Source organism: Pseudoalteromonas sp. UCD-33C (assembly GCF_001306895.1).
In the GTDB taxonomy this organism is placed as follows: domain Bacteria; phylum Pseudomonadota; class Gammaproteobacteria; order Enterobacterales; family Alteromonadaceae; genus Pseudoalteromonas.
In genome coordinates, this window is record NZ_LJTB01000001.1 from 379,364 (window position 1) to 393,630 (window position 14,267).

At 41.9% G+C, this 14,267-nt stretch carries 13 protein-coding genes and 1 riboswitch; of the genes, 6 read left to right on the forward strand and 7 right to left on the reverse strand.

The annotated features are described in order from the left end of the window. Positions 1-64 precede the first annotated feature (64 nt). On the forward strand, positions 65-1,174 hold the full coding sequence (locus AOG26_RS01610; protein WP_054560923.1) for a tRNA nucleotidyltransferase: 1,110 nt from the start codon (positions 65-67) through the stop codon (positions 1,172-1,174). Here AOG26_RS01610 and AOG26_RS01615 read toward each other — a convergent pair. The 4 genes from AOG26_RS01615 to AOG26_RS01630 all read right to left on the reverse strand — a co-directional run bounded on the left by AOG26_RS01615 (position 1,162) and on the right by AOG26_RS01630 (position 4,518). After that, positions 1,162-1,683, reverse strand: a complete 522-nt coding sequence (locus AOG26_RS01615; protein ID WP_054560924.1) for an Lcl C-terminal domain-containing protein — start codon at positions 1,681-1,683, stop codon at positions 1,162-1,164. The genes AOG26_RS01610 and AOG26_RS01615 overlap by 13 nt on opposite strands. Before the next feature lies 1 nt (position 1,684). After that, the gene (locus AOG26_RS01620; protein ID WP_054560925.1) at positions 1,685-3,361 is read right to left on the reverse strand and encodes an Lcl C-terminal domain-containing protein; all 1,677 of its coding nucleotides are present in this window, start codon (positions 3,359-3,361) and stop codon (positions 1,685-1,687) included. A gap of 83 nt (positions 3,362-3,444) precedes the next feature. After that, complete coding sequence (locus AOG26_RS01625; RefSeq protein ID WP_054560926.1) at positions 3,445-3,777, reverse strand: hypothetical protein; 333 nt, start codon at positions 3,775-3,777, stop codon at positions 3,445-3,447. A 33-nt stretch (positions 3,778-3,810) separates the two neighbouring features. Next, on the reverse strand, positions 3,811-4,518 hold the full coding sequence (locus AOG26_RS01630) for a DUF2982 domain-containing protein (RefSeq protein WP_054560927.1): 708 nt from the start codon (positions 4,516-4,518) through the stop codon (positions 3,811-3,813). 241 nt (positions 4,519-4,759) lie between these two features. On the opposite strand from AOG26_RS01630, the gene AOG26_RS01635 reads away from it, so the two are divergent. The 3 genes from AOG26_RS01635 (at position 4,760) to msrA (ending at position 9,531) form a co-directional block, all read left to right on the forward strand. Beyond that, positions 4,760-5,812: an efflux RND transporter periplasmic adaptor subunit gene (locus AOG26_RS01635; protein ID WP_054561193.1), complete on the forward strand. Its 1,053-nt coding sequence runs from the start codon at positions 4,760-4,762 to the stop codon at positions 5,810-5,812. Positions 5,813-5,814: 2 nt separating this feature from the next. Next, positions 5,815-8,913, forward strand: a complete 3,099-nt coding sequence (locus tag AOG26_RS01640) for an efflux RND transporter permease subunit (protein WP_054560928.1) — start codon at positions 5,815-5,817, stop codon at positions 8,911-8,913. Between the two features lie 84 nt (positions 8,914-8,997). Next, positions 8,998-9,531: a peptide-methionine (S)-S-oxide reductase MsrA gene (gene msrA / locus AOG26_RS01645; RefSeq protein WP_054560929.1), complete on the forward strand. Its 534-nt coding sequence runs from the start codon at positions 8,998-9,000 to the stop codon at positions 9,529-9,531. A 148-nt stretch (positions 9,532-9,679) separates the two neighbouring features. Here the strand turns inward: msrA and AOG26_RS01650 are convergent, their stop codons facing one another. The 3 genes from AOG26_RS01650 to AOG26_RS01660 form a co-directional block, all read right to left on the reverse strand. Continuing rightward, entirely contained in the window at positions 9,680-11,533 is a 1,854-nt protein-coding gene (locus tag AOG26_RS01650) for a TonB-dependent receptor domain-containing protein (protein WP_054560930.1), read from the reverse strand. 34 nt (positions 11,534-11,567) lie between these two features. After that, positions 11,568-11,723: riboswitch (cobalamin riboswitch) on the reverse strand. Positions 11,724-11,885: 162 nt separating this feature from the next. Continuing rightward, positions 11,886-12,125, reverse strand: coding sequence for a hypothetical protein (locus AOG26_RS01655; RefSeq protein ID WP_054551105.1), 240 nt, complete (start codon positions 12,123-12,125; stop codon positions 11,886-11,888). A 143-nt stretch (positions 12,126-12,268) separates the two neighbouring features. Next, entirely contained in the window at positions 12,269-12,751 is a 483-nt protein-coding gene (locus AOG26_RS01660; protein WP_054551104.1) for a YajQ family cyclic di-GMP-binding protein, read from the reverse strand. 158 nt (positions 12,752-12,909) lie between these two features. On the opposite strand from AOG26_RS01660, the gene AOG26_RS01665 reads away from it, so the two are divergent. After that, positions 12,910-13,260 carry a VanZ family protein gene (locus tag AOG26_RS01665; protein ID WP_054561194.1) on the forward strand — a complete coding sequence of 117 codons (351 nt, stop codon included), beginning with the start codon at positions 12,910-12,912 and terminating at the stop codon, positions 13,258-13,260. Then, positions 13,253-14,146 (forward strand): ketopantoate reductase family protein, encoded by an 894-nt coding sequence (locus tag AOG26_RS01670; protein ID WP_054560931.1) that lies wholly within the window; start codon positions 13,253-13,255, stop codon positions 14,144-14,146. Before AOG26_RS01665 ends, AOG26_RS01670 begins: the two co-directional genes overlap by 8 nt. Positions 14,147-14,267: the final 121 nt, after the last annotated feature.

The following is a 14,267-nucleotide window of genomic DNA, read 5'->3' on the forward strand; positions in this document are numbered from 1 at the left end:
CCTTGTTTACATTTTATTGGCTAAATAACGTAAAATAGCGAAAAGGCAAAATTATAGGTGTTTTATGCAGGTTTATTTAGTCGGTGGCGCAGTCAGAGACGCCCTACTTGGTCGTGACGTTAAAGAGCGCGACTATGTGGTGGTTGGTGCAACGCCTGAGCAACTGATCAGCCAAGGCTATCAACAAGTTGGTAAAGATTTTCCGGTATTTTTACACCCACAAAGTAAAGAAGAATATGCGCTAGCGCGCACCGAGCGAAAACAGGGCCAAGGTTACACCGGCTTCATTTGTGATTTCACGCCAGATGTCACATTAGAGCAAGACTTAATTCGTCGAGATCTCACCGTAAATGCCATTGCTCAAGCTCAAGATGGCAGCTTAGTTGACCCTTTTTCTGGCCAACAAGACCTTGAGAATCGTGTGTTACGTCATGTCTCCGATGCCTTTAGTGAAGACCCTCTACGCATATTACGCGTAGCCCGTTTTGCTGCTCGTTACCATTACCTCGGCTTTACTATTGCGCCAGAAACCAAGGCGCTTTTAATTGATATGGTCAAAGCCAAAGAGCTAAACACACTAACAGCTGAACGCGTTTGGTTAGAATGCGAAAAATCTCTAAGTGATGGCGCATTTTGCGAGTTTTTAAATGTACTTGCCAGCATTGGCGGCCTGCATGTAATTAGCTCTGAGCTTAAAAGTAAATGGTGTGATGAGCTTTACCATACTTTACAATCTCGCTTTGCCTATGCGAATAAACTGCAAGTTAGTGACACTGCGTTATTATTTAGCCAAGTTACCTTAGCGCTTTCAAGCGACGAGATAAAAGCGATGGCTAGCAAGATACGCATACCTAATGAAGTGCGCGATTTAGCGCTATTTAGCCAAACACATCAAACAACGTTAAGTGCAGAAAAACCATCTAGCGAGGCCGTTTTTGCTTGCTTTAACCAACTTGATTTATGGCGTCGTCCTGAACGTTTTGAGCAAGTATTAAAGGTGTTAGAGATAAGCCAGCAACAGCCAGTAGCCAGCTATGACTCTTTAGTAAATGCAGCCACGCAAGCACGAGCTGTCAACCCGCAACAGTTTATTGCACAAGGTATTAAAGGCGCAGAAATAAAAACCGCGCTTGAGCAAGCGCGGTTAGAGATTATTAAAGGCTACTTTTCGTAGCGCACTAAACGCAAATAAACATCGGACGTTTTTGCGTGAAGGCTGTTGATGCCTTTATCAAATTGATACACCCAAGCTAGATCAGTGCGACTGATCCCTGAAGTGCTACTCCAGTAGTTTTGCAGCTTAGTCGATAAAAATGCGTTTTCGTTAATACTAGGCTGCACACAACTATGCTCTAAAATACTTGCTAATTCTTTAACATTTGGCACATGCCAATCACTGTAATCAGCAAAGGTTGCATTTTCAGCCCCGCGTAAAGCTTCGCCCCATGTAAGCTGCTGGCTCGTGCCCTCGCAAGTATCCGTGTCACTATCATAACTTTGACCAAACGTACAACGTTGCCACATAAGACCCGTTTCGCTATCACTCACAGTGCCATCTTCGTTAATTACAAAACGGCTGTCAGGGGTCGTCTCATTGACGGCACTGTAACATACTTGCGCAGCAGCAAAACCCGATTGCAGAGCAATACCGGTAATTACTGTGATTAAAGGTAACTTTCGCATATTACTCTCCCGGCGTTCTAACTAAGCGCACAAAGGCGGTATTACTTTTTGGATATGCTAAGTCATTAGCACTACTCATATCGATAATATAAGCTTGCGATAAACTCGTACCATCTGCCGCTGTTTGTGAAGTCCAATAAGGCATGAATGAGCTACTATCACTGCTTAGCTGAGTATCACTTGGTTGATTAGGGAAGAAATCACTATTAAGCAATGTAGGCTCACCTTGCTTGGCATAATCTAATAACCCTAATAATTCGGTGTAAGTTGGCACACGCCAATTTGTACCACCGCAAAAATCGCTGCTGTTCACATCATTAATGTAAGTTTGCAGGCCACAGTCACTGGTGCTTGGGCAAGTAGAGCCGGCAGCCCCTTGCACACTACCCGTTTGCACACCACTTGAACCATTTAAATACCAGCTATAATGGTTTGTTGCTGCACGATCAGCTGTCGACGGTGGTAATGTTGAACTGGCTTCTTTTACTTCCCAAATAAGGCCCGTCACATTATCTCGAACACAACTAAAGCTGGTAGCATCATCAGGGAGTTCGTCGGCAAATTCATTCATTTTAGTAAAATCAAACGCTAAGTCGCCCTGACCTACTTTATCTAGTTGGTTTGCGACACTATCACGACCTACATCGGCGTCTTGGCTTGGGAAGTCTTCGCTGTCACAATTAATTTTTTGTGAGTTGTTATAGCAATCACTCATGCCTGTATCGTTAATTAAACCAAGTGGTTTTGGGCTAATATCAATTATCACAGTATCTGTGTCGCTTCGCGATTTACTGTCAGTCACGGTAACTTCAAAACTCAGCTCTGAATCGGTATCAACATCTGGGGCTACAAACGTCGTGATACACTGGTTCTGGTTTGCCAAGGTCACAGTTTCGCCTGTTAATTGCTCCCAAAAACATGACTTTGTTGCCGTCACAATTTCACTATTGCTGGCATCAAGGGTTACGGTATCAAACTCAATAACCTGCTGATCTTCACCTGCATCCGCAATAATTACCTCAACGGTTTTGTTTAAGGTAAACGATGCTTCAGTGCTTGCTGAGCCACCTTCATCATCCGTTACAGTTAAACGCCATGTCATCGCTGTATTTGATTCAAGTAGTGGGTGAGTAAAGCTAATGGTTTGATTGTTGTAACTGTCAGCCGTTAAATCTGGGCCATCAAGTTGAGTCCACAAGTAACTGTCAACTGAGCCATTTTCATCAATATCAGCAGACTCCTCGCCACTTAATGTGATCACATCATTATATTGTGATGGCAATTCTTCTGGAGCTGTTTGCGTGATCACTGCAACAGGCAGTTGATTATTTGATGTAATAAAAATACTGACCTGATCGGAAACAAGTTGCCCATCGGTTTGATAATTCACTTTTAAAACAAGTTCAGAGTCGAGTTTAATATCAGGCGCGGTAATGGTTTGTTCTGCGCCCTCTGCAGGAAAACCTTCTAGTGCGGGGCCACTGACTCGCTCCCAAGTAAAGGTGCCATCAGCTGGGGAGCCTTGGGCAGAGACAGTAAATTCACTTTTTTCAATAATTTGCTGATCTGAGCCTGCATTAACTGTTGCTGCGACTGGGTTCGAATCACTCGAACCACCACCGCCGCCACAGGCTGTTAATGTCGTTAATGCAACTAGGGTAAGAGGCACTAATCTCATGTTTACCACCTTAAAATGCAAAGTCGGTCATGGCCGACTGCCAAATAAGCTAATAACAAGCAATTAAAGTGCCAGACTAGGAATTATAAATAACTATCTTGGTGAATACGTACGAAGAGCTTAGTGCCTATTTTACTGTAATCAACTTTGTACTCTCTGCCATCAAGGGCTTGAATAAACAACAAACGTTTTTCTTCTGCAAATACATCTGGGCTTGATACATACACCATCTCTAAGTAGCGTTCTTTGGCTTCACGACGGTTTTTTGGCAGATCTTCTTTAAACGGCTCTAAACCGTTTTGAGTAACTTTAATTCGTGGATGGTTCTCACCATTCACAACCACTAAGTCGAGTTTTTTATCTTTATGTATAATTGTGTTTCGACCGCTTTTAATAAAAGAACGTTCTTGACTCATAGCCTTTTCCTACTACTTACTGCCACCTATAGCTTACTTTTTCAGTAAGCGAGTCTCTATAAACTCACTAGGATTCAGTTTCCAACGATTCAAATCAGCACTAAATTGCCAAATATCAACATCAAGTACATTGGCAGGCAATAATAAATCGTATCCTGTCAACTGCCTTAAATGCTGCGTACGATTGGCAAACATGGCAATCAATCCTTTGTAAAGCTGACCACTTGGGGCAGTGTAGTCCGTCTCTTCTATTAACCATTTTGATGGGCAATCACCATTTTTGCAATGTTTTTGAATAACTTGCATAAATAGATGACGCTGCTCTATTAGTAATCGTCCGGCAATTCTTGGGTGAATCTGTGTTAAAAATTCATCTATGTTATTGAGTTTAATACCAACTGCATTTAACTCAAGGTATTCTAAGCCCTGTTCCACTTTTGGTATACCACTATGATGAAAATTAGCATGATTTAGCTGCCAATTCCCAACTTTGTGATGATAAATAAGTAAATTCTGAGTAAATGTTAGGCTAAAGTATGGTTCTTGAGTTTTTAAAAAGCCAACAAAAATTGCCGCTATGCAGGTTGTGGCTAAAAAAATCTCAACAATGCTAATTTCACCGGGCCTCAATAGGTTAACTAGCATAATAATGATTAACCCAATACCACCAACAATTAAAAACTCACTGCCATGGCGGGATGCTTGTGCGCGCACTCTAAGTGCAGGAGGTTTCTTATCCATAAACAGAAAAGTAAAAAATAAACATCACAATTGTGACCAAAACTATCTTTCTAAGCGTTAAACAATAGTTACATTTTGGCTCTTTACCCATACTAAAACCTCTCTTTTAGTCACAATAAAGGAACAAACTAGCCGAACTTTTAACTTTTACGCCAAATGCACAAATTTATGAGATACCTGACATACGGGGCACGTACTAATTTTGTACACTACACTCAACTAATTTTCTGGTAACACGATGATGTATTCTACACAATCTGGTAAAGCACTTTTTCCTTTTATTATTACCCTTTTACTAGGGTTATGTATTTATTTGTATTTACCTTCAAGCCAAGGTGAACAAAGCAACTTTGGCGACCGTGCAACTCAAGTGACAGCGCACACTGTTACAGCCGAAGAAAATGCTGTGCTAATAGAAGCAATTGGTAGTGCTCGTGCTAACCAAGCTATTTATATTCGCAGTGCACAAAGCGATTATGTTACCGATATCTTTTTCAATGATGGCGACTTAGTAAGTAAAGGTCAAAAACTGGTTCAATTGCAATCTCAAGAAGAAGAATTAGCAGTGAAAGAGCTAAGCATTAACTTACGTGAAGAACGCCGTCAACTTGAACGCCTTACTGAGCTATCTCGCTCACAGGCTACGGCTAAATCGTTACTAGAAGAGCAGCTATCACGCGTAGACGCAACCGAAGCACAACTTGAAAGCGCTAAAACAAAACTTGCCGAAATGACGATTAAAGCACCCTTTTCTGGCTTACTTGGTAAGCGTGAAATTTCAATTGGTACTTATGTTAGCAATACTACAAACATCACCACCCTTGATGATATCAGCATCATTAAAGTCGACTTTAAAGTACCAGAAAAATACCTAGCGCAGTTACAGCTAGGAATGAAAGTGATGACACAAAACGATGCTTACCCAGATAAAACCTTTAACGGTAAAGTGACGCATATTAGCTCGCGTATCGATTCAGTCACTCGTAGCGTTGAAGTGACAGCAAGCTTTATCAATGAAAAAGGCCTTTTACGCCCAGGTATGCTATTAAACACCGCACTAGAGTTAAGCTCAAACCAAGCTCTAATGGTGCCAGAAAAAGCCGTCATTCCTCAGCAAGACAAACACTACGTGTTCCAAATTGAAGATGGCGTTGCTAACAAAGTCGAAGTACATGTGGCGGGTCGTCACAATGGCTGGGTAGCTATTGATAAAGGCCTTGAAAATGGTCAGCAAGTCGTGACTGAAGGCATCATTAAGATCCGTACTGGCAGCAAAGTAAGTATCAAGGGCTAAACATGAAAATTACTGATACTAGCGTTAAACGCCCGGTCTTTGCGATCGTAATAAACCTGTTGTTACTTACCTTTGGTTTGGTGGCATTTTCTATGCTACCACTGCGCGAATACCCAGATATTGAAACACCGATTGTCAGCGTTAGCACTAATTACACAGGTGCCAGCGCAGAGATTATTGAAACGAAAATTACCCAAGTACTCGAAAACCGCATTTCGGGTATCGAAGGCATTAAAAGTATTAACTCATCAAGCCGAAATGGTCGCTCAAATATCACCATTGAGTTTAATATCAGCCGCGATATCGATGCCGCATCAAACGATGTACGCGAACGTGTAGCCCGTGCCCTTGATAGCTTACCAGAGCAAGTTCGCCCACCAGAGGTCTCTAAGTCAAATAGTGATGAAAGCCCAATTGCCTGGTTTGTACTAAACAGTACCACTATGGATTCATTGCAGTTATCTGATTATGCACAGCGCTTTATTGTTGACCGATTAGCCGTTGTTGATGGTGTCTCTAACGTACGCGTTGGTGGCGAGCGTAAATACGCAATGAAAATCTGGTTAAACCGTAAAGCGATGGCAGCACGCGGTATTACCAGTAGCGATATTGAAAACACCTTACGCACTGAAAACGTTGAATTACCTGCCGGTGAAATCGAATCTATCGACCGTGATTTTACAGTACGTACCGCGCGTAGTTATAAAGATCAGCGAGACTTTCGAAACCTAGTAATCAAACGTGGCGATGATGGCTATTTAGTACGTTTAGGTGAAGTGGCTGATGTTCACTTAGAAGCTGCTGACGACGAAAGCTTATTCCGTGGCAATGGCCGTAATATGATTGGTTTGGGTATTGTAAAACAAGCCAAAGCCAATACCCTAACCGTGGTTGATAATGCCCGCGCAGAGCTTGAAAAAATTAAGCGTAACCTGCCAGAAGGCACCACCATTCAAGACAGCTATGACTCATCAATTTTCATCAAAGAGTCTATTGATGAAGTGTATAGAACCCTTGGGATTTCAATGGCGCTAGTTGTCTTGGTTATTTACCTATTTTTAGGCAATATCCGCGCAACCCTAGTACCTGCTGTAACCGTACCAGTGGCGTTAGTAGGCAGCTTTATGTTCTTGCTCGCTATGGGTTACTCAATCAACTTGTTAACTCTTCTGGCACTCGTGCTTGCTATCGGTTTAGTGGTAGATGATGCGATTGTAATGCTTGAGAATATTCATCGTCGTATAGAGTTGGGTGAGCCGCCACTGCTTGCTGCGTTCCGTGGTGCCCGTGAAGTTGGCTTTGCAATTATTGCCACTACCCTCGTATTGATTGCGGTGTTCGTACCGCTGGTGTTTATGGATGGCCGTATTGGTGCCCTATTCACAGAATTTGCGATGGCAGTAAGTGCCGCGGTGTTCTTTTCTAGTATTACGGCATTAACCCTTTCTCCAGCGCTTTGCTCTAAAGTGTTAAAAGCTTCAGAAAAAGAGAGTAAATTTAGCCAGTGGATGGATAGAACCTTCGCCAAAATCGAAAACGCCTATCGTAACTCGCTGGCTTCAAATATGGGCCGTAAGTGGAGCTTACTACTGACTATGATTTTGGCCGGTGTTGCCAGCTTTATGCTGTTTCAGAAAGTGCCTTCAGAGCTTACGCCAAAAGAAGACCGCGGTACTTTCTTTATCATGATGAGTGGCCCAGAGGGCGCAAGTTATGAAAATAACGCTGCAAACATGGCTAAAATTGAAGAACGTTTAATGCCTTACTCTGAGTCTGGTGAATTGAGCCGAGTGCTTGTTCGTGTGCCGGGCTGGGGCGGCCAAGGTGGTGTTGCTATCATTGGTATGGCTGACTGGGATAAGCGTAAGCGCTCGACGTGGGAAGTAATGGACGAAATCAGCGGTAAAATGACTGAAGTGACTGATGTGCGTGCGTTTGCCATTATGCGCCGTGGTATTGGTGGCGGCGGTTCATCTCGTCCGATTGAATTTGTACTGCAAGGTAACGATTACGACCAGCTAGCCGATTGGCGAGACCGTATTATTAAGCGTGCTGAGAAAAACCCAGGCTTGGTAAGAATTGACCACGATTACAAAGAAACATTCCCGCAGTTTTTAATCAACATTGATAAAAACAAAGCCGCTGATTTAGGGGTTTCTGTATCTGATGTAGGCCGCACGCTAGAAACCATGTTAGGGCAACGCCGCGTAACGACCTTTATCGACCGAGGTGAAGAATACGATGTGATTTTAAAAGGCACCAAAGAAGACTTTGCTAACCCAACTGATATCTCAAATATCTATTTAAAATCACGCAGTGGTGAATTAGTGCCGCTTGATAGCTTAATTAGCTTAAAAGAAGAAGCCACTGCATCGCGTTTAAACCGTTATAACCGTATGCGCGCAATTACGTTAAGTGCGAACTTAGCAGATGGTTATACCCTAGAAGAAGCGCTTAACTTCTTAAATCAAGTTGCAGCAGAGGAAAACGATATCGACGGTGCAATTGACTACAAGGGTGAATCGCAGCTGTTCTATGAAGGTGCATCGGCGATGACCTATGTATTCATACTGGCACTGACAGTTACCTTCTTAGTACTTGCAGCCCAGTTTGAAAGCTTTATTCACCCATTTGTGATCATGCTTACTGTGCCACTTGGTTTAGTGGGTGCGTTATTTGGCTTGTGGTACACCGGACTTACTCTAAATATTTACAGCCAAATTGGTATCGTAATGCTGATAGGCTTGAGTGCGAAAAACGGTATCTTGATTGTTGAGTTTGCAAACCAGCTGCGCGATAAAGGCGTTGAGTTTAACGAAGCGATTAGCCAAGCGGCAACGCAGCGTTTACGCCCAATTATTATGACGTCACTGACCACAGTGATGAGCTCGGTACCGCTAGTACTTGCAAGTGGCCCAGGTGCAGAAAGTCGCATGGTAATTGGTGTGGTGGTATTTACAGGTGTTATTGTTGCAACCTTACTGACCTTATTCGTAGTACCTGCAGCATACAGCGCACTTGCTCGAAATACCCAGTCGCCTGAGTACTTGCAGAGCAAGTTAGAACAACAAGCAAAAGACAAGCCGTTAGAAGAAATTTAAACGAGCTTAAGCTTTAACAAAACGCCGTCTTTACGGCGTTTTGTTTTTTCGGCTATAGTCAGCAAAACGGTAAGGGAGTGAAATATGGATAACAACATACAAATCGCCACTTTTGGCGGCGGCTGCTTTTGGTGTATTGATGCTGCATTTAGACGTGTAAAAGGCGTGCTTAATGTCAGCTCTGGCTATGCCGGCGGTGAGATTGAAAACCCAAGTTATCAGCAAATTTGTACTGGCTTAACGGGTCACGCTGAAGTGGTTCAGCTCGATTTTGACAGCAGTATTGTAAGCTATAACACCCTACTTGAAATGTTCTTCACTTTACACGATGCCACACAGTTAAACCGCCAAGGTAATGATGTCGGCACCCAGTATCGAAGTGTTATTTACTATCATGATGAAAAGCAAAAAGCAGAATCTCAAGCCATGATTGATGCCTTACAAAAGCAAATTCGTGAGCCGATTGTCACCGAGCTTAGCCCGCTTACAAACTTTTACCCTGCAGAGCAGTACCATCAAGACTATTACAATGAAAACCCAAATCAAGGTTATTGCAGTATTCTGATTGCCCCTAAGCTTGCAAAGTTCGAACAGTATTACGCAGATAAACTAAAATGAAAAAAGCCCGCTAAGTAGGTAGCGAGCTTTTAGACGCAGAACTAATAATAACGCTGAGCGTGTTTTAACTTAAGACTAATGACATCAACGGGCAAATTAATGTCAATTACTAGCTATAAGTAAACAACTCAGCTGACTTTAAGAGTTATTAGAACTGATAGCGGGCACCTACAAACAGGCGACGCTCGGCCGTGTTGTAGTAATAAAATTCGTCGTTGATGTAATCACCATCTAGGTCTGTACCATAGGCATCAACGGCGTTGTACTCTTTATCGAATAGGTTTTCTACACGTAGTGACACAGTTAAGTTGTCAGTTGCTTGGTAGTGACCTACTAAATTCCATAACGTATACGAAGGTAAGTGCGTTAACTTGCCATCACGGTCACCACGGTATTGCATATCGATACCGGCATCAAAATCCCCCCATGCTTTGTTTAATGACCAATTCACACTGTGATTTGACACATAGGTTAGTGACTGACCTGTCTGTGTATCTTCCGCTGAAAGATAGGTAAAGTTAAAGCTGTGATCAAAGCCAAACACTTGGTTTTTAAAGCTAAACTCAACACCTTCGTGGCGAGCTTCGTTTATATTGGTTGGGATCCACTGCCCTGATGCATTTGGTGCCCAAGCGATTTTGTTGTCGATTTCGCTGCGGAAAATCGCAATATCTAAGCTGATATCATTCACATTGAGTGATAAACCAAGCTCTTGGTTATCTGATGTTTCAGGATTTAACTCTGGGTTACCTGAGCCAGGGTAATATAGGTCATTAAATGTTGGAGATTTAAAACCCGTACTTTGACTTACGCGGAATGTCGCGATGTCATTTAAGTGATAACCAACAGCTGCGGTGTAAGTTGTTTCATCACCAAACTGCTGATCATCATCTTGGCGAACGGTTAGGTTTGCCAGCACGTGTTCGTCGTCATAATAAGCGCCAACAAACGCAGCGAATACTTCACGGCTATCTTTTAAGTAAGTACCTGAGTTAGTGTTCACTTCATCTTTATACCAATTCAAACCGCCACTAAGAGTCAGCGCTTGATTGAAAAAGTATTGGCCATTGTAATCAATTTGCTCACGCTCAGTTTCAAACTTATCAACCACCGTTGCGCCCGTGTAATCAATGCGTGAGTCATCTGAACTGTCACTTGATATGGCAATATCAATGGCATGGCTGTGTTTTTCGAAAGCTTTTTTCCAACCTAGTGAAGCTTGATAATTTTCGAACTCGCCTTTTTCTACGGTGCTGTCTGCAGGGCTATAAGCGCTATCGTATTTTGCTTCGCCTTCTGAGTATTGTGCTTGCGCTAAAAACTCACCTAACTGCTCATTTTGATAACCTAGATTAAAGCCAAGGTTTTTGTTCTCGTAGCCGTCTTCATCTGGCGCTAAGCCTTGAAGGACATCAAACCCATCTGTTTTTTCATAACCGGCATTAACGGCAACATCAACACCCGCAACCTGACCACCTGTCGCTACTTGGTATTCTTGGTAAGAATCTGAGCCAAAAGTAACATCTAAGGTCGTGTTTTGTGCTTTACGGGTAATGATATTTATCACACCAGCTAGCGCATCAGAACCATATACAGCAGCACGTGAGCCTTTAATTACTTCAACACGCTCAATACTGTTTAAAGGAATATTGCTAATACTTTTATAGCCAAGTGTTGCAGAACCTGTACGCACACCATCAATTAAAATAAGCGTGTGACGAGAACTTGCACCACGTAATGAAACACCTGAGCTTTGCCCAAAACCACCATTGGCATTAATTTGAAAGCCTGCCTGAGTGGCCAGTAAGCTTGGTAAGTCACGAACATAGCTTACTTCAATATCAGCACGGTCTATAACAGTAACGCTGGCTAATACATCATTAATTGATTGTTCGAATTTATTGGCAGTAACTGTGATGTGCTCGATCGATTGCTCGTCAGCAGATACAGAAAAAGACAACGCAGCAGCAACCGCTACGCCTAACGCAGATTTATTTAGCATGATATCCCCTAGCCTGTGCCCACCGCACACGCGAATAGTAAGTTACTTCAAGGCCGGTCTCCGGACTCTGTAAATGCATGGCATATACATTACCGTTGCGGGGGCAGTGTTGGCATTGTTTTCTCCCTGAAAACGCACCGACTTCCCGATTATCTTGCGACTATTTCACCCTTTGAAATAAAACGTATCTGAAGATACAGCAAGCACCTCGAAAATAGGCCGTTATTGTGATGATTTTGGGGAAGAAAGTCAATGGACGGCTATACTGCTAAAATGAAATTTTAAGCTTTAAGCTGTAAGCCGAAAGTAAAAAAGCCAATCAGCATGGCTGATTGGCTTTTTAAAACAATGATTACCAGAAATACTCATGAGGTTTCGAGTTTCCTAACGGAAAAACAATTCCTTCTGGGTCAGCACCATTCAGCACAAGCTTACAAAGAGCTTTATTTAAACGTCTTCTTGGCTTGGTCATCGTCATTTTCACCCACCAACTTGGTGTTTGTTGGTAAAAATAAGTACTGTGTGGGCCTGTGTATTTTCTGTTTATTTTACCGTGTTTATTACGATCTATTGCTTTGTTTTTTACTGACATAAATATCCTCTAGCTGAAAATAGCTAGAAGATATCTTTTTCTCTGTAACCTAATATTTGTCTCAAAATACGCTCCTTGTAAAGTTCAGAAACTTGTAGGCTTATAGCTTAAAACTTACAGCTTAAAGCTAAAAACATAGAGTATTAATCGCGGAAGTTTTTGAACTGGAATGGTTGACCTAAATCAGCAGTACGAACAACTTGCATTGCTTCTTGTAAATCATCACGCTTTTTACCAGTTACACGTAATTCTTCACCTTGAATGGCAGCTTGTACTTTGATCTTTGAATCTTTGATTAACTTAACGATTTTCTTCGCTACGTCTTTTTCGATACCTTGCTTAAGAGCAACATCACGCATTACGTATTTACCGCTACGCGACTCATCTTTAAGCTCAAGGCTAGATACATCTAAGCCACGCTTTGAAATTTTCGCAGCAAGAATGTCAAAAAGTTGCATAACTTGTTGTGGTGCTTCTGCTTTTAACTTGATTACTTTGTCACTTAGTTCGATTGATGCATCAACACCACGAAAATCAAAACGCGTCTCTAGTTCACGCTTTGCATTATCTACTGCATTCTGCGCTTCGTTCATTTCTACTTCAGAAACAATATCAAATGAAGGCATGGGGTTCTCCTAACATAGTCTTTTTTAAATTCATTTATGGTTGGCAATTATAACGCTTATTTGTCGATTCTTTCTATTTTTATCCGACTTGTTCAGGTGCGATGCAAAAATTGTTTGATATACTGGCCATTCAATTTCGGCATTTTTTAGGGTTTATTGTGACAAGGCGTGTTTACCAAGTTATCTTTTTAGCCAGTATTATTGGCTTTACAATTTTATTTGCCAAAGAAATTAAAGGGGTGAGCAACCTCTTTCCACACGTTGATAAGGTAGCGCATTTTGGTATTTTCTTTGTACTGGCCATGGTGATGGATAAAGCCTTTAAATTGCCACTTATGGTGCAAATTTTACTGTTAGCCGGATATGGTGCAGCCATAGAGTTTATGCAAGATATGCTGCCTTATCGTCAAGCCTCGGTTGGTGACTTTATCGCTGATTTTATCGGTGCAGTTAGCTACTTTATCATCAAACTTGGTTTTCATTTAGGTAGTAAGCAACGTAATGGCTAACATTTTAATTGTTGGCGACGGTGCAATTGGCCTATTGTTTAGTCATTTTTTATCAGCACAACATGACATTACATTGCTGACCCGTAAGCCAACCCTGACCACGCGTTTTTATCAAACGAGTAATGGTAAATCACACCCAATTAAAGCTCGCCTTATTCACCACAAAGAGCTAAGTCAATCGGACCCCTTTGACTTGGTGTTAATAACAGTAAAAGCATTTCAGGTGCAAACTGCCTTTGAACAAGTAAAACCTTACCTCAGTAAAACATGCCAAATCGTTCTTTCTCACAATGGCATGGGGAATGTTGATGAACTGAATGCTCAGCTTTTAAAAACGCAAGGTTTAGCGTTTTTAACAACGCGTTTAGCTGGTTTTAAAACAACGCCTTATAGTGTGAGCCATACAGGTAATGGTGAAAGCGTGTTAGGTGCATGTAATGCAGCTGCAAGCGAAAACCTCGGTGAACTTAAGCAGCAGTTTAGTTACTTACCACACTTTTCTGTGAGCGATGATATTCACTCATTGCGATGGCAAAAATTGTTAGTGAATATTGCTATTAACCCGTTAACAGCGATTCATAACGTAAAAAATGGCCAGCTACGTGCACCGCAATTTAGCACGCGCATTATTAATTTACTTAATGAAGCGTGCCTAGTCGCCAATAAACAAGGGGTTAAAGTAAAACTCAGCGAGGCGCTGGATCAAGCCTATTCTGTGATGACAGCCACCGCTGAAAACTTTTCTTCTATGCAGCAAGACATCAGCCATAATCGAGAATCTGAAATTGATGCAATTTGTGGTTATGTGTGTGAACAAGGCGCTAAGCTAGGTGTAAAAACACCGTATAACCAAGCCATGCTGAGTATGATAAAAATAAAAAGTTAATTAGCTGCTAGTTACTAGGGGAAAGAGTAAAAAGTTAAGCTACAAGGGGAAAGGAGAAAGAGTAAAGTTACTAGCTTCTCGTTTCTCGTTTCTGATTAATTATTTCAGACATTAAAAAAGC